This window comes from Streptomyces sp. NPDC101166 (assembly GCF_044768125.1).
Classification (GTDB): domain Bacteria; phylum Actinomycetota; class Actinomycetes; order Streptomycetales; family Streptomycetaceae; genus Streptomyces.
In genome coordinates this window covers 84,658-104,172 of sequence record NZ_JBIWPF010000005.1, presented here as the reverse complement: position 1 = coordinate 104,172, position 19,515 = coordinate 84,658, and the positions used below count along the sequence as shown (strand labels likewise).

Below are 19,515 nucleotides of genomic sequence, written 5' to 3'. Positions count from 1 at the left end.
GCACCGAGGGTGAGGCGCACCCCTCTTCCGCCGGGGGCGGCGCGGGGCGACGGAACGGCGGATGACGGTACCAGTCGCTAATCCGGTCGCTCCAGCGCTTTGTCATGAGGACAGTCGGGAGGAATGAGACCCGTCTGAGGCCCTGAAGGAGCCCCTCATGTCGACGCTGCGCGTCACCGCCGAAGTGCTGACCGTCCATGAACACCCCAACGCCGACGCCCTCGAACTGGCCCAGGTGGGCCTGTACCGCGCGGTCGTCGCCAAGGGGGCGTACCGCACCGGGGACGCCGCGCTCTACATCCCCGAGCAGGCGGTGCTGCCGGCCGGGCTGATCGAGGAGCTGGGGCTGACCGGGCGGCTGGCCGGGAGCAAGGCGGACCGGGTCAAGGCGGTCCGCCTGCGGGGCGAGCTGTCGCAGGGGATCGTGTGCCGGCCCGAGGCGCTGGCCGACGTCGACCTGGAGCGGGCGGCCGAGGCGGGGACCGACTTCGCGGAGCGGCTGGGCATCACCAAGTGGGTGCCGCCGATCCCGCCGACGATGAACGGTGAGGTCGAGGCCGCGTCCGAGCTGCTGCCCTGGGTCGACATCGAGAACATCCAGCGCTATCCGGACATCTTCGCTCCGGGCGAGCCGGTGGTGCTGACGGAGAAGCTGCACGGGTCGGCGTGCCTGCTGACGTATGTCGCGGACGGGGAGCGGGTGTACGTCTCCTCCAAGGGCTTCGGAGGGAAGTCGCTGGCGCTGAAGGAGGATCCACGGAACCTGTACTGGCGTGCCGTGCGGGGGCACGGCGTGGCGGAGGCGGCGGCCAGGATCGCCGAGCGGCTCGGCGCGCGGCGGGTCGGAATCTTCGGCGAGGTCTACGGGGCGGGCGTGCAGGATCTGGCGTACGGCGCGGACGGGCGGCGGGAGAGTCTCGGGTACGCCGCGTTCGACGTCTCCGTGGAGGTCGGCGGCGCGGTGCGGTGGCTGGACTCGGGGGAGGCGGTCGAGCTGCTGGGCGACGAACTGCCGCTGGTGCCACAGCTGTTCGAGGGTCCTTACGACAGCGAGCGAGTGCTGGAGCTGGCGAGCGGGCGCGAGACGGTGTCCGGGCGGGAGCTGCATCTGCGGGAGGGCGTGGTGATCCGGCCCGCTGCCGAGCGGTACAGCACGGTGACCGGTGGCCGGGCGATCGCGAAGGCGGTGAGCGCGGCGTATCTGACGCGGAAGGGTGGGACGGAGTACGAGTAGGGGTGCGCCGGGGGTAGGTGACCGTGGGTCCGGCCTGCGGGGGTGGGCCGCAGAGCCGGCACTGCCGGGTGCCGCCGTGCCCACCCGTGCCGCCCCAGCGGCACGACTGCCCGCAGCTGGGGGCCTGAGAGATCTGCGCGAGTGGCCCCATCCAGGGGCGCGGGGAACTGCGCGAACCGCCACGGACAAGCCGCACCCACCCCGCCGCTCGGTGGCTACCGCACCTCTCCCGCCCCGGGTTTCTCCGCCAACAGCCGCGATCCCGCCGCTCGTTCGCCGAAGGCGTCGTTAGGGTTGGAGAGGACGCAGGTGTTCAGGGAGAGGCAGCCGCAGCCGATGCAGTCGGTGAGGTGGTCGCGCAGACGGTTCAGCTGCCGTATGCGTTCGTCGAGTTCGGCCCGCCACGTCTGCGACAGGCGGGCCCAGTCCTCACGGGTCGGCGTGCGCTCCTCGGGCAGTTCGGCGAGGGCCTCGCGGATCGTGGCCAGCGGGATGCCCACCCGCTGAGCGGCCCGCACGAAGGCCACGCGCCGAAGCGTGTCGCGGTGGTAGCGGCGCTGGTTGCCCGGTGTGCGGCGGCTGCTGATCAGCCCCTTGGACTCGTAGAAGTGCAGCGCGGACACGGCGGCGCCGCTGCGGGCGGCGAGCTGGCCGACCGTGAGCTCGTGGATCTTCTCGGGTATCTGGGGCACTTCGCAGAGCCTACCGATCGAGCCGACCGATCGACCCGCCCCCGCCATCCGTTGACACCGACCTCGCCCCCGACCATGCTAAGCAGTCGCTTAGACATCACACGAGAGGCCGGGACATGGCTGAGCCGAGGATCTTCACGTCCGTCGACGAGCTGAAGGCTGCGGTGGGCGAGCAGCTGGGGTACACGGACTGGGTGGAGGTCGACCAGAAGCGGATCGACCTCTTCGCCGAGGCCACCGGCGATCACCAGTGGATCCACGTGGACCCGGAGAAGGCCGCCGCCGGGCCGTTCGGGACCACCATCGCGCACGGGTACCTGACGCTGTCGCTGCTGCCGCTGTTCGGGCCGCAGCTGATCTCCGTCGAGAACGTGAAGATGGGCGTCAACTACGGTACGAACAAGGTCCGTTTCCCCTCCCCCGTCCCGGTCGGCTCCCGGCTGCGCGCCACCGCGACGATCACCGCGGTGGACGAGGTGCCCGGCGGCGTCCAGCTCACCGTCGCGTTCTCCGTGGAGCGCGAGGGCGGGGACAAGCCGGCGTGCGTCGCGGAGTCGGTGTCCCGGTACTACCTCTAGCGCGGACTGCCTCGCGAGCGGCGGCGCGCTGCGAACGGGCCGCCGCCGGCGGTCACTTCGCCGCGCCCACCATCCGCAGCACGAGGTCGGCGTACAGCGCGCCGACCTCGTCGGGCGTGCGCGGGCCGTCCACGTTGAACCAGCGGGCCACGTCGATGCACAGGGACAGCACGGCGAGGGTCGTGCCGTGCACGTCCGGCACGTCGAACTCGCCGTCCGCCACGCCGTCCTCGATGATCCCGCGCACCTGGGCGTCGACCTGGCGGCGCAGGTCGAGGATCTCGGCGCGGGCGTCGGGGCCGAGGGCGTCCAGCTCGTACTGCACGACTCGCGCGGTGGTACGCCGCCCCGCGTGCCAGCGGACGAACGAGCTCACGGCGTCCGCGAGCCGCCGCGTCGCGTCGCCGTCGCCGTTCGCGGCCGTGCGCAGGATGTCCAGCGCGCGGTCGTGACCGATGCGGCTGATGCGGTGCAGCAGCTCTTCCTTGGTCTTGTAGTGGATGTAGAGGGCGGCCGGGCTCATGCCCGCGCGGCCCGCGATGTCGCGGGTGGTGGTCGCGTGGTAGCCGCGCTCGGCGAAGGCCTCCACGGCGGCGACGAGCAGTCGCCGGGCCGCGTCAGGGGTGACCTCTTCCCACGGCTCGACGTCGCCGCCGGCCGTCTCCTCCGCCGTACTCATCGCTGGTTCGCCCCTCTCGCTACCGGAGCTACACCATACCGCTGAAGCTGAGCGGCCGCTTAGTGCCGCCGCTCAGAAGCCCTCAGGGCAGGGGAATCCCTCGAAGACGGATTCGGCGCCTCCGGCAGGCGATGCCCGCCCCTCAGATCTTCTCGAAGGGGTCGTGCTCCGCGAGCAGCTTCTCCAGCCGCGCCTGGTCGACCCGGCTCACGATCGCTCCCGCCTCCTGACGGTCCCTGATCACCTTGGCCAGAGTGAAGGCGGAGGTGACCAGGTACAGCACGGCGATGGCCAGGAAGCCGCGCACCCAGGCGTCGGCGTTCAGCCGGAAGATGCCGATGGCCGTGGCCGCCATGGCGACGGCGAAGGACGCGACCGCCTGGCCGTAGAACGCGGCGGTGCTCTGCTGCTTGACCGGTGTGTCACTCATGGCCACAGCATCGCCCGGCGCGGCAGGCGCCACATCCGCGCACGTACTCATCACGTACTCAGAACGCCGAGACCCCGGTCAGGGCCCGCCCGATCAGCAGCTTCTGGATCTGGCTGGTGCCCTCGTAGAGGGTCATCACCCGGGCGTCGCGCAGCAGTTTGCCCGCCGGGTACTCGTCTATGTAGCCGTAGCCGCCGAAGACCTGGAGCGCGTTGTTGGCGGCGCGGACGGCGGCCTCCGAGGCGAACAGCTTGGCCTTGGAGGACTCCACGGCGAAGGGCCGCCCGCGGTCGATCAGGTCCGCGACCCGCCAGGTGAGCAGCCGGGCGGCGTCCACGTCGACCGCGATGTCGCTGATCAGCTCCTGGACGAGCTGGTGGTGGGCGATGCTCTTTCCGAACTGCTCGCGCTCCCCCGCGTAACCCACGGCCGCGTCCAGTGCGGCCTGGGCGATGCCGACACAGCCCGCCGCGACCGACATCCGCCCCTTGGCGAGGGCCGACATGGCGACGGAGAAGCCCTTGCCCTCGTCTCCGAGCAGGGCGGACGCCGGCACCCGGACGCCGTCCAGCACCAGTTCGGCGGTGGCCTGGCCGCGCAGGCCGAGCTTGCCGTGCAGGGTGCGGCGGGTCAGCCCGGGGGCGTCGGCGGGCACGAGGAAGGCGGAGACGCCCTTGTGGCCGGGGGCGTCGGTGGAGCGCGCGAAGAGCAGCACGACGTCGGCCCAGGTGCCGTTGGTGATGAACGTCTTCGTGCCGTCGATGACGTAATCGTCGCCGTCGCGGACCGCCCGGGTGGTGAGGTTCCCGGCGTCCGAGCCGGTGCCCGGCTCGGTCAGGCCGAAGCAGCCGACGAACGCGCCCGAGGTCAGCCCCGGCAGCCAGCGCCGCTTGTGCTCCTCGCTCCCCCAGGCCGCGATCGTCTTGGCGACCAGGCCGAGGGAGACGGACACGATCCCGCGCACCGAGGAGTCCCCGCGGCCGAGCTCCTCCGTGACCAGGCAGTACGCGAGGTGATCGCCGCCCGAGCCGCCGTGCTCCTCGTCGATCGTCAGCCCCAGGAAGCCGACCTCGCCGAGCTTCTTCACGATGCCCCGGTCGACCTCCTCCGCGCGGTCCCAGGCGGCGGCGTGCGGGGCGATCTCGCGCTCCACGAAGTCCCGGGCGAGCCGCCGGACGGCCTCCTGCTCCTCGCTGAGCCCCAGACGCATGACGGACACCCACCTTTAAATTAGCACTGCTAGTTTCTCGTGTCCGCCCTACTATGTGCGCCATGGCCCGACCGCGCAAGCCCTTGCTGAGCACCGACCGCATCGTCGTGACGGCCCGCGCACTCGTGGACGCCGAGGGCCTGGCGGCCGTCTCCACCCGGCGGCTCGCCGCCGAGCTGGGCGTGAGCGGGCCCTCGCTCTACAACCACTTCCGCACCAAGGACGAGATCCTGGAGGCCGTCGCCGACTCGGTCAGCGCCCAGGTGGACCTGGCGATGTTCGAGGACGGCCGGGAGTGGCGGACCGCCCTGCACGACTGGGCCCTCTCCTACCGGGCCGCCCTGCGCGACCACCCCAACATCGTCCCGGTCCTGGCCCGCGGCCCCGGCCGCCGTCCGGCCGCGCTGCGGCTCGCGGACGCGGTGTACGGCGCGATGGTCGACGCCGGCTGGCCGCCCGCCCAGGCCACGTCGATCGGCGCGCTGATGCGGTACTTCATCATGGGCTCGGCCCTGGGCTCGTTCGCCGGCGGCTTCGTCGACGACGCCGGCGCGTACGACCCGGCCGACTATCCGCACCTCGGGCAGGCCCATCTGCTGGCCGACCAGCAGGAGAAGATCGACGAACGCGCCTTCGAGACGGGGCTCACCGCGATGCTGGACGGGCTGGCCCAGCAGTACGAGCAGGTGCGGCGCAGCGCATAGCCCCTCCCGTGCGCACACTTCGGCGGGCGCCGAAGTGTTCGTACCGCATGCTGGACGCATGACCAGCAGGGATCCCCAGGCACCGCGGCTGGCCCGGCTCGCCGGGCTGATCGCCGACGAGACACGGGCCGCGTGTCTGCTGGCGCTGCTCGACGGGCGGGCGTGGACCGCCGGCGAGCTGGCGCGGCACGCGGGCGTCGCCGCGTCGACGTTGAGCGAGCACCTGGGCAAGCTGGTCGCGGGCGGGCTGCTGGCCGAGGAGCGGCAGGGGCGGCACCGGTACGTACGGCTCGCCGACGCGCGGGTCGCGCAGCTGGTGGAGGACCTGGCCGCTCAGCTCGGGCCCGGCACGGGCCGGCGGCCGCGCAGCCTGCGCGAGTCGAGCGCCGGCTCGGCGATGGCCCGCGGCCGCACCTGCTACGACCATCTCGCCGGGCGCCTCGGCATCGCGATCACCGACGCACTGACCGTACGTGAACTGCTCACCCAGGACACGGGGTTCGCGCTCACCGAGGCGGGAGTGGACTGGTTCGACTCCGCCGGCATCGCCTTGGACCGCTCGAGCCGCCGTCCGCTCGCCCGGGCCTGCCTCGACTGGACCGAGCGCCGCCCCCATCTCGCCGGCATGGCCGGCGCGGCCCTGTGCCGGCACGCCCTGGACGCGGGCTGGTGCGTGCGCATCGGCTCCGAGCGGGCGGTGAAGGTGACGGCGACCGGTGAGCGGGCGCTGTCCGAGCTGCTGGATATCGGGGCGGCGGCGCTCGACTGACGCCGCCGTCAGCCCCCCGGCCAAAATACGTGTGCCCTCCACCGACTTCCCCCCTAGCCTCAGGAGCATGATGAGCACGTCAGCGTCCCCACCCAGCCCCGCCCGTCGCACCGAGCTGCTCGCCGCCGGCGCGGCCGCCGTCACCGTGGTGTTGTGGGCATCCGCCTTCGTGTCGATCCGCAGTGCGGGCTCCGCGTACTCACCCGGCGCACTGGCGCTCGGGCGGCTGCTCGCCGGGGCGCTGACTCTGGGGGTCATCTGGGCCGTACGGCGGGAGGGGTGGCCGCCGCGATCGGCGTGGCGCGGGATCGGGATATCGGGGGTGCTCTGGTTCGGCTTCTACATGGTGGTCCTGAACTGGGGCGAGCAGCAGGTCGACGCGGGAACGGCGGCCCTGGTGGTGAACATCGGGCCGATCCTGATCGCCCTGCTCGGCGCGCGCTTCCTGGGTGACGTGATGCCGCCGCGACTGCTGGCCGGGATGGCGGTGTCGTTCGCCGGTGCGGTGACGGTGGGGTTGTCGATGTCGGGGGACGGCGGTTCCTCGGTGCTCGGGGTGGTGCTGTGTCTGCTGGCGGCGATCGCGTACGCCGCCGGAGTCGTGGCGCAGAAGCCGGCGCTGGGGCGGGCGAGCGCGCTGCAGGTCACGACGTTCGGGTGTCTGGTCGGGGCGGTGCTCTGCCTGCCGTTCGCCGGGCAGTTGGTGAGCGAGGCGGCGAAGGCCCCGGTGTCGGCCACGCTGAACATGGTCTACCTGGGCGTCTTCCCGACCGCGCTCGCCTTCACCACCTGGGCGTACGCCCTCGCCCGTACGACCGCCAGCCGCATGGGCGCGACGACGTACGCGGTGCCCGCACTGGTCGTCCTGATGTCGTGGCTGGCCCTGGGTGAGGTGCCGGGGCCGCTCACGCTCACGGGCGGGGCGCTGTGCCTGGCCGGGGTCGCGGTGTCGCGGTCGCGGGCCCGGCGGACGCCGCCCGAGGCCGCGGCGGTGGAGCCGCGGCCGGAGCGGCTGGAGGAGTCAGCGTGAACGGGCCCTGTCGGACAGGACCTTGATCGAGACGAGCGCGATCACCGAGAGGCCGACGATGTAGGCGGCGACCGACATCGACGTGCCCGTCGCCTCCAGGAGCAGGACCATGACGAACGGCGCGAGTCCGCCGCCGCCCACGGCGGCGATCTGGTAGCCGAGGGAGGCGCCGGTGTAGCGCATCTCGGGCGTGAACAGTTCGGCGAACAGGGCGGCCTGGGGGCCGTACATGATGCTGAGGAAGCAGCTCGCGACGAACGTGCCGACCGCGAGCCACAGCAGTGACCCGGTGTCGATCAGCAGGAACAACGGTACGGCCCACACCGCGATGCCGACCGCGCCGAACGCGTAGATCCTGATGCGGCCGACGCGGTCGGACAGCGCGGCGGAGGCCGGGATCAGCACCAGTTGGGTGAGGCTGACGCAGAGCGAGACGGCGAGGACGGCGCCGCGGTTCATGCCGAGTTCGCGGGTGGTGTAGTCGAGGACGCCGGTGATGAGGATGTAGAAGGTCGCGGTGTTCACGGCGAAGGAGCCGCCGGCCAGGAGGACCGTGCCGAGGTGGTCGCGCAGGACCGTGCGCAGGGGCGAGCCGCGCTCCGACTTCTCCTGCTCGGCGAGCGCCTGCTCCGCCTCCCGGAACGCGGGCGTCTCCTCGACGCGGGTGTGGATGTACCAGGCGAGCGCGAGGACGAACAGGCCGACGAGGAAGGGCATCCGCCAGCCCCAGGCGGCGAAGGCGCTGTCGGTGGTGAAGGCGCCGGCCAGCAGGAACACACTGTTGGCGGTCACCACGCCGATGGGGACGCCGAGTTGGACGACGCTGCCGTAGACACCGCGCTTGCCCTCGGGGGCGTACTCGGTGGCCAGGAGCATCGCGCCGCCCCATTGGGCGCCGACCGCGAGCCCCTGGACGACGCGCAGGGTGACCAGCAGGACCGGGGCGGCGACGCCGATCGTGTCGTACGTCGGCAGCAGGCCGATGCCCGTGGTGGCGATGCCCATGAGCGTGAGCGCGAGGACCAGCATCGGCTTGCGGCCGCGCTTGTCTCCGAGGTGGCCGGCGACGATGCCGCCGAGCGGGCGGGCGAGGAAGCCGACGGCGAAGGTGGCGAAGGAGGCGAGGACCCCGGCGGTGGGGCTGCCCGCCGGGAAGTAGAGGTCGCCGAGGACGAGGGCGGCCGCGATGCCGAAGACGAAGTAGTCGTACCACTCGACGGCGGAGGCGAGGGCGGCGGCGGTGGCCACACGGCGGCGATGGGGGGTCGACGCGGCGGTCACGGTGGCGGGTCGATCAGTGGGGAACGTGTCCATGCGTGCACACTCCGGTGGGTGCGGTGGGGACGTTCCCGGGAACATACTGACCGGACGGTATGGGGTCAACGGTCGGGTGCGAAGGTTGCCCGGAGCACCCGTGGGGCACTCCGGGCAACTCGGGCTCAGAACACCACCAGTGCCCTGCCACCCTTGCCCGCGAGCATGTTGGCGAAGGCCGCCGGAATCCCCTCGAGCGCGATGCGTTCGGTCACCAGCGCGCCCAGGTCCAGACGGCCCGCCCGGACGTGCTCGGCCAGCACCGGCAGGTCCTGCGCCGGGTTCGAGTTGCCGTAGACACAGCCGGAGAGGGTCCTGCCCCAGTGGAAGATCTCCAGGGCGTTGAAGGTGACCTGCTGGTCCTTGCCGCCGATGCCGACGACCGTGGTACGCCCGCCGCGCCGGGTGCAGTCCCAGGCCGCGCGAATGGTGCTCGCGCGGCCCACGCACTCGACGGCCACGTCGACTCCCTGTTTGCCCGTCAGGCCCCTGATGGCGCGGGCCGTGGTGTCGGAGGCCACCACGTAGTCGGTGGCTCCGGCGGCCCTCGCCAACTCCTCCTTCTGCGGGGAGACGTCGACCGCGACGATCTTCGCGGCCCCCGCGATACGGGCCGCCTGGATCGCGGCGAGGCCCACGCCCCCGACGCCGTGGACCGCGACGGTCTCCCCGGGCCGCACCCGCGCCGAGTGGTGGACGGCGCCGTAGCCGGTGAGGACCGCGCAGCCCAGCAGGGCCGCGTCCGTGAGCGGGATGCCCTCCGGGAGGGGGAGCACGCAGCTCGCCGGCACGACCGTCTCCTGCGCGAACGCGGCGACGTTGAGGCCGGGGTGCAGATCGGTGCCGTCGGCGGTACGGGCGTGGACCTCGGCGGCGCCGTTGAGGGCGTTGGCGCACAGCCAGACCTCACCGAGCGAGCAGGCGTGACAGCCGCCGCAGGAGGGGGCCCAGTTGAGGACGACACCGTCTCCGGGCGCGAGGTGCGCGACTCCTTCGCCGACGGCGACGACCGTCCCCGCTCCCTCGTGACCGAGGACGGCGGGGACCGGCACCCGCATGGTGCCGTCGAACAGGGAGAGGTCGGAGTGGCAGACGCCGGCGGCGGCGAGCCGCACGCGGACCTGTCCGGGGCCGGGGTCCGGAAGGTGGATCTCGGTGATCTCCAGGGGTGCGCCCACGGCGGGCAGAACAGCTGCGCGGACCATGTGAGCGCTCCTCAGAACTGGAGGGACTTGGTCTGGAGGTACTCGGCGAGGCCGTGCGCGCCGAGTTCGCGGCCGACGCCGGACTGCTTGTAACCGCCGAAGGGCGCGAGCGGGTTGAAGCGGCCGCCGTTGATGTCGACCTGCCCGGTGTCCATCCGGCGGGCGAAGGCGACCGCCTCCGCCTCGTCGCCGGCCCAGACCGCGCCGGCGAGGCCGTAGACCGTGCCGTTGGCGATGCGCAGAGCGTCCTCCTCGTCCTCGTAGGACAGGATCGACAGGACCGGGCCGAAGATCTCCTCCTGGGCGACGGTCATCTCGGGCGTGACGTCGGCGAGGACGGTGGGGCTGACGAAGTAGCCGCGCTCGCGCGGGGATCCGGGCCCGCCGGCGACCAGCCTGGCCCCTTCGGCGACGCCCTGCTCGATGTAACCGACCACGCGCTCGCGCTGCTCGGCGTTGACGAGCGGGCCGATGCGGTCGCCGTACTTGGCGGCGGCGGCCGCGGCCAGCTCGACGGCCTCGTCGTAGTGGTCGCGGTGGACGAGCATGCGGGTCCAGGCGCTGCACGTCTGGCCGGAGTTGGACATGACGTTGGCGACGCCGACGTTGACGGCCTTGGCCAGGTCGGCGCTCGGGAGGATGACGTTGGCCGACTTGCCGCCGAGTTCCAGGGCGACCTTCTTGACCGCCGCGCCGGCCGTGGCGGCGATCCGGCGGCCGACGGCGGTGGATCCGGTGAAGGAGACCAGGTCGACGTCCGGGTGCTCGGCGAGGGCCGCTCCGGCGACCGGGCCGAGGCCGGTGACGAGATTGAACACACCGGCGGGGACGCCGGCCTCGTCGACCGCCTCGGCGAAGAGCTGGGCGGTGAGCGGGGTGTCCTCGGCAGGCTTCAGGACGACGGTGCAGCCCGCCGCCAGGGCGGGGGCGACCTTGGCGACGATCTGGTGGAGCGGGTAGTTCCAGGGGGTGATGGCGCCGACCACGCCGATCGGCTCGTGGAAGACGGTCGAGTTGCCGACCTTCTCCTCGAAGGGGTGGGCGGCGGCCAGTTCGGCGTAGGAGCCGGCGACCGCGATCGGGAGGCCGGCGTGGACGGCCTGGGAGAAGGCCGGCGGGGAGCCGAGTTCGGCGGTGACGGTCTCGGCGATCTCGTCCTTGCGGGCGGCCAGCGCGTCCCGCAGGGCGGCCAGGCGCGCGGCCCGTTCGGCCGGTGGGGTCGCGGCCCAGGCCGGGAGGGCGGCGCGCGCGGCCCGCACGGCGGCGTCGACGTCCTCGGCGACGCCCGCCGGGACCGTGGCGATCACCTGCTCGTCGGCCGGGTCGACGACCTCGATCACGTCCTGGCCTGCGGCGGGGCGCCAGGCGCCGTCGAGATAGATGCCGTCGTGTGCCTTCATCGTGTTCCCTCCGGGCGGTCCTCGTCGTTCGCGCCCTAAACTAGCGTCGATAGTTTTTGGGCGCCAGAGGCGCCCGGGTGCGACGCCTCACGGTGACACGAGCGGGACACGAACGGGGCACAGGACAGGGAACGGGACGGGGGGGAAACAGCGGAGCGGAGGGGACAGCGGACCGGAGGGGACAGATCAGCGGGTGGCCGTCAGATGGGCGAAGACGACGACGTTGCTGGAGTAGCCGTTCTTACGGTCGAAGAGGCCGCCGCAGGTGAGCAGCCGCAGCTCGGGGCGCTTACGGGGACCGTAGACCTCCTTGTCGGGGAAGCGGGACTTGTCGAAGATCCTCACCCGGTCGACGGTGTAGACGGCGGTGCGTCCGTCGGCGCGCCGGGCCTCGATGCGCCGGCCGGCCTTGACGCGGTGCAGGGCGGCGAAGACGGCGGCGCCGGTCTTGGTGTCACGGTGGCCGACGACGACGGCGGTGCCCCGCTCGCCGGGACCGGGACCGTCCGCGTACCAGCCGACGACCTTGGGCCGGTCGAGCGGCGGGGTCCCCAGTTCCCGACCGGGACCGAGCCGCAGGGGGACGACCGGGGCGTCGATTCCGAGGGAGGGCACACGCAGGGTGGTGGCCCGGGACCTGGGGAGCGGGCGGGGCGGGGGCGTCGAGTCGTCCGCCCCGGACCCCCCGGCCTCGGGACGCGCGTCGCCCCCCGCTGCCGGGGCGGCCGGCTGCGAGGGGCCGTCGCACTGGACCCCCGCCGTCACCAGGACGGCCGCGATGACGGCCGTCCTGGCGAGGCGGTAGACGCGGGTCCGGTACCAGGGCCTGCGTCGGCGCCTACGCGGCACCATGCGAGCGACGACGGGACATCCGGACGTACGCGGCGCCACCGACGACGGCCGCTCCCACGGCGGCGGCCGCGCTCAGCGGGGTGTACGCCTGCATGGTGTCGAACAGACCGCCGCCGCCGGCGTGGACGCCGCCCTTGGGCCCGCCGGAGGAGTGTCCGCCCTGGCCGCCGTCCGAGATGGGGCTCGCGGGGTCCTGGCCCCGGTCGGCCTGCGGCCCGTTGTTGCCGGAGTGCTTGCGCTCCTCCTCGCAGTCGACCCGGAAGACCTTCTCGCGCGGGCCGGTGCCGCCGACGACGGTCCAGGTGAGCCGGTACTGGCCGTCGGCCAGGCCCAGCGTGTCGGTGTGACCGGCGCCGCCGGCGAGGGTGATGCTGCCGGTGACCGTCGCGGCGGTGGGCAGCGGGGGCTGCGCCTCGATGGTGTAGGCGACGGTCGTCACCTCGCCGAAGTTGACGGCGTCGAGGTAGAAGCGGCAGACCACGGGGTCGTCCTTCGACACTCCGTGGGGCGCACGCTCGCTGTGGATCCTGATGTCGGCGCCGTCTCCGGGCGCGGCGGCGGCGGTGGGGGCCGCGAGCCAGGTGGCCCCGGCGGCGCCGAGCACCGCGAGGGCCGTGACGCCGAGGCGGGTGCCGGCCGCGGACGGGAGCATCATGCTGGACATGGACGTTCCTCCGAGTCAGACGATTTTCATACAAATCGCGCTTTCACCTGACTCTCTTTCACACCCGAGCCCCGCCACCCCCCGACTCGCCCCCGACACACCGTCACATTTCCCCCGCCCGGCCCAATCGGGCCCGGCCGGCCGTCAACGCCGCGCCGCGCGTCCATCCTCCGCCGCGCGAGCCGCTCGGGCCGCCTCCCCGTCCCCCGGGTCCGGCGCCTCCGCCGCGGCCGACCGCAGGGCAACCCCCGAGGACAGCAGCAGCAGCCCCCCGAGCATCACGAACGGCGCCGCGACCCCCGCCGCGCCCGCGATCAGCCCCGCGCCGGCCGGCGCGGCCACCTGCCCCAGGCGGTTCCCGGTCAACCGCAGCGCCAGCGCCGTGGAACGCGCCCCCTCCGGCGCGGCCTGCACCACCGTCGTCATCGACAACGGCTGACCCACCCCGAGACAGAACCCCAGCACCGCGAGCATCACGGCCAGCCCCCACACCGGCGTCGGCAGCGCGACCCCCGCGCACAGCAGCGCCGCCAGCAGACAGGTCACCGTGAGCAGCGCCCGCCGGCCGAGCAGCCGCAGCAGCGGGGTGAGCACCAGCCTGCAGGCGATGCTCGCCGCGGCGCGCAGACTGAGCAGCAGGCCGACGACGGTCGGGGCGATACCGCGCTGCTCGCCCACCACCGGCAGATAGGCGGTGAGGATGTCCGTCGCCGACAGCACCGACAGGCTGACGAGGATGCCCCCGGGCACCCCCCGGGCGCGCAGGATCCGGCCCACCGGCACCCGGTCCCCGCGCTCGGCGCGGGAGGCGGCCACGGTGTCACGCCGCTCGATGCGCCACAGCGACGTGAACGCGACGGCGGCCCCCGCGCCCGCGACGAGCAGGGCGAGCGCACTGGTGCGGGCCATGTCGTGGCCGCCGATCAGAGCGCCCGCCGCGATCGGTCCGGCCAGCTGCCCGAGGGACGCCCCGATGGTGAAGTGGCCGAAGTTGCGGTCCTGTTCGTGCGGGGCGGACTGACGGGCGACCAGCGACTGCGCGCCGATGACGAAGCAGAGATGCCCGAGGCCCATCACCCCGCTCCACAGGGCCATCGTCGCGAGCGAGCCGGCGACGCCGCTCAGCGCGCAGCCGCCCGCGATGAGGACCACGCCGACCGGCAGCAGCGGCGCGCACCGGCCGTGGTCGGTGCGGCGGCCCAGCGGGACCGCGAAGAACAGCGGAAGCAGCGCGTACACACCGGCGATGACGCCCACCGCCCGCTCGTCCGCGCCCAACGCGAGGGCCCGGTAGGAGACGGCGGGCCGGGCCATCGACACCGCCCCCTGCGCGAAGCCGAAGGCGATGACGAGGCGGAGCAGCCAGCCGCGGTTCCCACCGGGCCCCATGGTTCTTCCTCCCGAGGAGATCGGACGTGGATCAGATGATGCCGAACAGCATTCCGGCGCCCAGGATCACCAGGCAGGTGAGGGCCGCCCACTTGACCACGAAGCGGGTGTGGTCGCCGAACTCGACCTTGGCCATGCCGACCAGGACGTAGACGGCGGGGACGAGCGGGCTGGACATGTGCAGCGGCTGGCCGACGAGGGAGGCGCGGGCCATCTCCAGCGGGGTGACTCCGTGCGCCGCGCCCGCCTCGGCGAGGACCGGCAGGACGCCGAAGTAGAAGCCGTCGTTGGACATGAAGTAGGTGAGCGGAAGGCTCAGCACACCGGTGACCAGGGCCATGTGCGGGCCCATCGCGTCGGGGATGACGCCCACCATCCACTTGGCCATGTGGTCGACCATGCCGGTGCCCTGGAGGACGCCGGTGAAGACGGCGGCGGCGAAGACCATGCCGGAGACGTTGAGGACGTTGTCGGCGTGGGCGGCGAGCCGGGCCTTCTGGTCGGGGATGTGGGGGAAGTTGACCGTGAGCACGAGCGCCGCGCCGATCAGGAACAGCACCGGGATCGGCAGCCACTCCATGATCATGGCGGTGAGCAGCGCGACGGTGAGCAGCGCGTTGAACCAGTACAGCTTGGGGCGCAGGGTCGGGCGGGCGGGGTCGAGGGCCGCGAAGGTCTCCTCCGGCCGGTCGTCGTCCGCGTCGGCGTCCGTGCCGGAGCCCGAACCGCCGGTGAGGGTGGGGGACTTGGCGTCGGCGGAGCCGCCCGCTCCGGCGCCGACGAGGACCGCCTCGGTCTCCTTCTCCTCGACCTTGGCCGCGGCCTTGTCCTTGACGAAGCCGGGCTCGTCCTCGACCAGGACGTCGTCAAGGGTCAGCACGCCGAGCCGCTTGCGCTCGCGGCGGCCGAGGACGTACGAGAGCGCGACGACGAAGAGCAGGCCCACGGCGAGCGCCGGGATCATCGGCACGAAGATGTCGCTGGCGTCGAGCTTGAGGGCGGTGGCGGCGCGGGCCGTCGGTCCGCCCCAGGGCAGCGTGTTCATCACACCGTTGGCCATCGCGGCGACACCGGTCATCACGACCAGGCTCATCTTCAGGCGCTTGTACAGCGGGTACATCGCCGAGACGGTGATCATGAAGGTGGTGGAGCCGTCGCCGTCGAGGGAGACGATCGCGGCGAGCAGCGCCGTGCCGACGACGACGCGGAGCGGGTCCGCCTTGCAGAACTTCAGAATGGCCCGCACGATCGGGTCGAAGAGGCCGACGTCGATCATCACACCGAAGTAGACGATCGCGAACATGAGCATCGCCGCGGTGGGGGCGAGGCTGGTGACGCCGTCGATGACGTAGTCACCGAGCTTGGCGCCCTTCCCGACGAAGACGCAGAAGAGCGCCGGGATCAGAACGAGCGCCGCGATCGGCGACATCTTCTTCATCATGATCAGGACCAGGAAGGTCGCGATCATGGCGAAGCCGAGGATGGTCAGCATGAGTGGATACCTAACGTTCGCCCTTGAACATCCCACCTGGGGGTCGGCGGTGCGTCGACGTTAGGACCGTTCAACCGGTGTTAACAAGACGTTGATGTGCGAGCAATAAGCGCAGAAGTCCTGGTCACAGCTTTGCGGAGGTCAGCGGCATGACCTTTTCGGTCACCGGGGCGACCTCCACGGGGACGCCGTTGAGGACCGCGTTGCCCGACAGGGGGTCCAGGAGGCTGCCGTCGAGGAGCTGGTTGACGTTGACGCCGGGATCGGTGGAGGCGTGGCTCAGCCGGGTGCCGGGGCGGTCGTGTCCCCAGCCGTGCGGGAGGCTGACGACGCCCGTGCGCACGGCGTCGGTGACCTCGGCCGGGGCGGTCACCTCTCCCCCGGCGCCCTTGACGCGCACCGGGTCGCCGTCGCGGACGCCCAGGCGTTCGGCGTCCTCGGGGTGCAGGTGCAGGGTGCAGCGGTTGGTGCCGCCGGTGAGGGCCGGGACGTTGTGCATCCAGCTGTTGTTGGACCGCAGATGGCGGCGTCCGACGAGGAGGAGTCCGGCGGGGCGCTCCGCCGCCGCGGCGCGCAGCCGGGGCAGGTCGCCGGCGATGGGCGCGGGCAGCAGTTCGATCCGTCCGCTGAGGGTCTTCAGCGGCTGGGGCAGGCGCGGCCGGAGCGGTCCGAGGTCGATGCCGTGCGGGTGCTCCAGCAGCCTGGCCAGGCTCAGCCCGTCGGGGCGGGCGCCGAAGCCGTCGCCGTAGGGGCCGAGGCGCAGCATCATGTCGAGCCGGCGTTCCGGTCCGCTCTCGCCGGTGAGCTGTGCCGCGAGGTCGTGCGGATCGCGGCCGTGGACGGGTGAGTGCGCTTCGGTGACCGCTTTGCCGAGGGTCTGGCCGATGACCAGGTCGTCGACGGCGGACGGCTCGGCGCCGTGCATGCCGGTCGCGGCGAGGACGAGCCGGGCGAGGATCTCGCTCTCGGCCATGCGGCCGGCCTCCAACGGGACGGCGGGGCGGCTGTAGCGGACCTGGTTGCGGACGGCGAGGGTGTTGAAGGCGAAGTCGTGGTGCGGGCTCTGGGAAGGCGGGGGCGGCGGAAGGACGACGTGGGCGTGGCGCGAGGTCTCGTTGAGGTAGGGGTCGACGCTGACCATGAAGTCGAGGGAGCCGAGCGCTTTGTCGAGGCGGTCGCCGTCAGGTGCGGACAGCACCGGGTTGGCGGCCACGGCGATCAGCGCCCGGATCGGTGTGCCGTCCTCGGTGGCGGTGTCGATCTCCTCGGCGAGTGCGGAGAGCGGCAGTTCGCCCTTGGCCTCGGGGTGCCGGCCGACGCGGGAGTGCCAGCGCCCGAGGGCGAAGCCCCGGCCGGGTCCGGCGGGCCGGGGCGTCTTGTCGGTGGCGGCCTGCGGGAAGAGGGCGCCGCCCGGCCGGTCGAGGTTGCCGGTGAGGATGTTGAGGACGTCGACGAGCCAGCTGGCGAGGGTGCCGTGGGCGACGGTGCAGCTGCCGATGCGGGCGTACACGGCGGCGGTGGGCGCGGCGGCGAGTTCGCGGGCGAGGGCGCGGATGGCGTCGGCGTCCACGTCGCAGGCCTCGGCGACGGCTTCGGGGGTGAAGTCGGCCAGGGCGTCGCGGAGTTCGTCGAGGCCCTGGAGGTGGGGGGTCAACTCGGCGGGGTGGGCGAGGTCTTCCGCGAAGAGGGTGTGCGCCGTCGCGGCGAGCAGCAGGGCGTCGGTGCCGGGCCGGATCGCGATGTGCCGGTCGGCGAGGCGCGCGGTGCGGGTGCGGCGCGGGTCGATCACGGTGAGGGTGCCGCCGCGGGCCTTGAGGGCCTTGAGCTTGCCCGGGAAGTCGGGCGCGGTGCACAGACTGCCGTTGGACTCCAGGGGGTTGGCGCCGATGAGCAGCAGGTGGTCGGTGTGGTCGAGGTCCGGCACGGGGATGGCGTTGGCGTCGCCGAAGAGCAGCCCGCTGGAGACGTGCTTGGGCATCTGGTCGACCGTGGAGGCGGTGAACACGCTGCGGGTGCCGAGCCCGGCGAGGAGGACCGGCGGGTAGAGCGCGCCGGCCACGGTGTGCACGTTGGGATTGCCGAGGACGACGCCGACGGCGTTGGGTCCGTGGGCGTCGACCACCGTGCGGATGCCGGCCGCGACGGCGTCGAAGGCCTCCTGCCAGGTGGCCTCGCGCAGTTCGCCGTCGCGGCGCACGAGCGGGGCGCGCAGCCGGTCGGGGTCGCCGTCGACGGCCGCGAAGGCGGCGCCCTTGGGGCAGATGAATCCCTTGCTGAACACGTCGTCGCGGTCCCCTCGGGCGCCGGTGACCCGGGGCCCGTCGAGGGTGAGCGTCAGCCCGCAGGTGGCCTCGCACAGTGGACAGATACGCAGGGCGGTGCGGGACACGGGTCCTCCAGGGGCAGCGGTGCCTCTTCCGCCCGTGAGCATACCGACCGGTATGAACAGTGGGGAGGCCCTGACGCCGGTCACTCGCCGCCGCGCGTACGTACCGCTCACGCGCCGAGCGGGCCCCCCCGTCAGTCCAGCGCCCGCGCCAGATAGGCCCGCAGCAGCTCGCGGGCCTCCTCGATGATCTTCTCGTCCCCTTCGGGGGCCATACGGAAGGCCAGGTGGACGAGGGTGTCCGCGGTCTCCACGGCGATCAGGAAGATGCGCCGAAGATCGTCGTCGGGCTCACGGCCGAGGTAGTCGGAGAGCAGGTCGGTGAGGCGGTCGGCGACGCGGTGGTTGGGTTCGGCGCGGGAGCCGACCGGGATCTGATTGCCGAAATCGACGAGGGAGAAGCCGGGCGCGGTGCGCTTCATGGCCAGGTACTCGTCGAGCACGGCGTCCATGGCGGCCCGCCAGTCCCCTCTGCTCCCGGCTTCGCCCGAGCGGGAGTCGCCGCCTCGCCGGGCGTCCTTGAGACGCTCGGTGACACGTTCGGCGTAGCGCTCCAGGTTGCGCAGGGCGAGGGCGTCGGCCATCTGCCGCTTGTTCCCGAAGAAGCGGTAGACGGAGCCGATGGGGACGCCGGCGCGCTGGGCGACGGCGCGGGTGCTCAGGGCGTCGTAGCCGACCTCGTCGAGGAGGTCGGCGCAGGCGTCGAGGATCCTGGTCAGGCGTTCGGCACTGCGCCGCTGCACGGGCGCACGGCGTAGCGATGTCGCATGGGGCACGGGCTTCATGATGCCTTTCCGCCGCGGAACGGTGAACCTCGCCCCCGGATACGGAGAAAGGTGCCCGATGCACTCAACGCGGCGTCGCGGCGGCGGGCGAGCCTGCGGAGACCTGCGGCGCGGGCTGCGGCTGCGAGGCGGTGATGTCCGCCGTGCTCTCGACCGGTTCGCCGTCGACCGCCCACACCGTGCCGTCGTCGGCGCAGAGGCGGGCGGTGACATGGTGGGTGCCGTGCGGGAGAAGGCCGGCCGGGATGCGGTAGGCGGCTGAGCGCAGCTCGGCGACCGGACGGTCGTCCACGAGGAGGCGGGCGGTGCCGCGGCCGGGCACGGCGTGCGCCCCGGTCCCGGCGGGCGAGAAGCGGAAGCGGGTCACCTCCAGGCGGACGTCCCAGCTGCCGTCGGCGTCGGGTTCGACCTCGACCCGGACCGCCGGCGCCTCCTCCTCGTCCACCTCACGGTGGTGGCGTCCAGCGGAGCCGGTGCCCCCCGGAACCTTGCCGACGGGAGAGGGCGCGGGCGAGACGCCCTCGCCGCGGTCCCCTCCGGCCCCCTGTTCCGCCGCACCGCTGGTGCCGCAGCCCGCGGCCGCGGCCAGCAGGACACAGACCGCGAGCACGGCGGTGGTTGCGCGCTTCCACGACATGGCGGGGAGCGTAGAACACGGGTGCGGCGGCGTGGATCCCCCTGGAGTCGGGTTCCGCGGCCCTG

The 19,515-nt window shown here is 72.8% G+C and carries 19 protein-coding genes; 5 read left to right on the top strand and 14 right to left on the bottom strand.

Annotated features, from left to right (window positions below):
• Window positions 1–157 precede the first annotated feature (157 nt).
• Window positions 158–1,234, top strand: a complete 1,077-nt coding sequence (locus tag ACIRS4_RS11365) for an RNA ligase (ATP) (RefSeq protein WP_404193357.1) — start codon at window positions 158–160, stop codon at window positions 1,232–1,234.
• A gap of 215 nt (window positions 1,235–1,449) precedes the next feature.
• Here the strand turns inward: ACIRS4_RS11365 and soxR are convergent, their stop codons facing one another.
• The gene (gene soxR, locus ACIRS4_RS11360; RefSeq protein WP_404193354.1) at window positions 1,450–1,926 is read right to left on the bottom strand and encodes a redox-sensitive transcriptional activator SoxR; all 477 of its coding nucleotides are present in this window, start codon (window positions 1,924–1,926) and stop codon (window positions 1,450–1,452) included.
• A 116-nt stretch (window positions 1,927–2,042) separates the two neighbouring features.
• Here soxR and ACIRS4_RS11355 point away from each other — a divergent pair, with 116 nt between their 5' ends.
• Window positions 2,043–2,504 (top strand): MaoC family dehydratase, encoded by a 462-nt coding sequence (locus ACIRS4_RS11355; RefSeq protein ID WP_130444119.1) that lies wholly within the window; start codon window positions 2,043–2,045, stop codon window positions 2,502–2,504.
• Between the two features lie 52 nt (window positions 2,505–2,556).
• Here the strand turns inward: ACIRS4_RS11355 and ACIRS4_RS11350 are convergent, their stop codons facing one another.
• The 3 genes from ACIRS4_RS11350 to ACIRS4_RS11340 all read right to left on the bottom strand — a co-directional run bounded on the left by ACIRS4_RS11350 (window position 2,557) and on the right by ACIRS4_RS11340 (window position 4,823).
• Window positions 2,557–3,183, bottom strand: coding sequence for a TetR/AcrR family transcriptional regulator (locus ACIRS4_RS11350; RefSeq protein ID WP_404193351.1), 627 nt, complete (start codon window positions 3,181–3,183; stop codon window positions 2,557–2,559).
• A gap of 142 nt (window positions 3,184–3,325) precedes the next feature.
• Window positions 3,326–3,613, bottom strand: coding sequence for a YiaA/YiaB family inner membrane protein (locus ACIRS4_RS11345; RefSeq protein WP_404193349.1), 288 nt, complete (start codon window positions 3,611–3,613; stop codon window positions 3,326–3,328).
• 58 nt (window positions 3,614–3,671) lie between these two features.
• The gene (locus ACIRS4_RS11340; protein WP_404193346.1) at window positions 3,672–4,823 is read right to left on the bottom strand and encodes an acyl-CoA dehydrogenase family protein; all 1,152 of its coding nucleotides are present in this window, start codon (window positions 4,821–4,823) and stop codon (window positions 3,672–3,674) included.
• Window positions 4,824–4,885: 62 nt separating this feature from the next.
• On the opposite strand from ACIRS4_RS11340, the gene ACIRS4_RS11335 reads away from it, so the two are divergent.
• From ACIRS4_RS11335 to ACIRS4_RS11325, 3 genes are all read left to right on the top strand, one after another.
• Window positions 4,886–5,527 (top strand): TetR/AcrR family transcriptional regulator, encoded by a 642-nt coding sequence (locus ACIRS4_RS11335; RefSeq protein WP_404193343.1) that lies wholly within the window; start codon window positions 4,886–4,888, stop codon window positions 5,525–5,527.
• Window positions 5,528–5,585: 58 nt separating this feature from the next.
• Window positions 5,586–6,296 (top strand): ArsR/SmtB family transcription factor, encoded by a 711-nt coding sequence (locus ACIRS4_RS11330; protein WP_404193340.1) that lies wholly within the window; start codon window positions 5,586–5,588, stop codon window positions 6,294–6,296.
• 67 nt (window positions 6,297–6,363) lie between these two features.
• A complete protein-coding gene (locus ACIRS4_RS11325) occupies window positions 6,364–7,326 on the top strand; it encodes a DMT family transporter (protein ID WP_404193337.1) in 963 nt (320 codons plus the stop codon).
• Here ACIRS4_RS11325 and ACIRS4_RS11320 read toward each other — a convergent pair.
• The 10 genes from ACIRS4_RS11320 to ACIRS4_RS11275 form a co-directional block, all read right to left on the bottom strand.
• Entirely contained in the window at window positions 7,318–8,640 is a 1,323-nt protein-coding gene (locus ACIRS4_RS11320; RefSeq protein WP_404193335.1) for an MFS transporter, read from the bottom strand. The two genes, ACIRS4_RS11325 and ACIRS4_RS11320, sit on opposite strands and share 9 nt — an antisense overlap.
• Before the next feature lie 125 nt (window positions 8,641–8,765).
• The gene (locus tag ACIRS4_RS11315; RefSeq protein WP_404193332.1) at window positions 8,766–9,845 is read right to left on the bottom strand and encodes a Zn-dependent alcohol dehydrogenase; all 1,080 of its coding nucleotides are present in this window, start codon (window positions 9,843–9,845) and stop codon (window positions 8,766–8,768) included.
• A gap of 11 nt (window positions 9,846–9,856) precedes the next feature.
• Window positions 9,857–11,245, bottom strand: a complete 1,389-nt coding sequence (locus tag ACIRS4_RS11310) for an aldehyde dehydrogenase family protein (RefSeq protein ID WP_404193330.1) — start codon at window positions 11,243–11,245, stop codon at window positions 9,857–9,859.
• A gap of 186 nt (window positions 11,246–11,431) precedes the next feature.
• Window positions 11,432–12,097, bottom strand: coding sequence for a class F sortase (locus ACIRS4_RS11305; RefSeq protein ID WP_404193327.1), 666 nt, complete (start codon window positions 12,095–12,097; stop codon window positions 11,432–11,434).
• On the bottom strand, window positions 12,084–12,761 hold the full coding sequence (locus tag ACIRS4_RS11300; RefSeq protein ID WP_404193325.1) for a hypothetical protein: 678 nt from the start codon (window positions 12,759–12,761) through the stop codon (window positions 12,084–12,086). Before ACIRS4_RS11300 ends, ACIRS4_RS11305 begins: the two co-directional genes overlap by 14 nt.
• A 144-nt stretch (window positions 12,762–12,905) precedes the next feature.
• Window positions 12,906–14,150: an MFS transporter gene (locus ACIRS4_RS11295; protein WP_404193323.1), complete on the bottom strand. Its 1,245-nt coding sequence runs from the start codon at window positions 14,148–14,150 to the stop codon at window positions 12,906–12,908.
• Between the two features lie 31 nt (window positions 14,151–14,181).
• Window positions 14,182–15,642: a CitMHS family transporter gene (locus ACIRS4_RS11290; protein WP_404193320.1), complete on the bottom strand. Its 1,461-nt coding sequence runs from the start codon at window positions 15,640–15,642 to the stop codon at window positions 14,182–14,184.
• 124 nt (window positions 15,643–15,766) lie between these two features.
• Complete coding sequence (locus ACIRS4_RS11285) at window positions 15,767–18,031, bottom strand: molybdopterin oxidoreductase family protein (protein ID WP_404193317.1); 2,265 nt, start codon at window positions 18,029–18,031, stop codon at window positions 15,767–15,769.
• A gap of 131 nt (window positions 18,032–18,162) precedes the next feature.
• Window positions 18,163–18,813 (bottom strand): TetR family transcriptional regulator, encoded by a 651-nt coding sequence (locus ACIRS4_RS11280; protein ID WP_404193314.1) that lies wholly within the window; start codon window positions 18,811–18,813, stop codon window positions 18,163–18,165.
• 64 nt (window positions 18,814–18,877) lie between these two features.
• Window positions 18,878–19,450: a hypothetical protein gene (locus ACIRS4_RS11275; RefSeq protein WP_404193311.1), complete on the bottom strand. Its 573-nt coding sequence runs from the start codon at window positions 19,448–19,450 to the stop codon at window positions 18,878–18,880.
• Window positions 19,451–19,515: the final 65 nt, after the last annotated feature.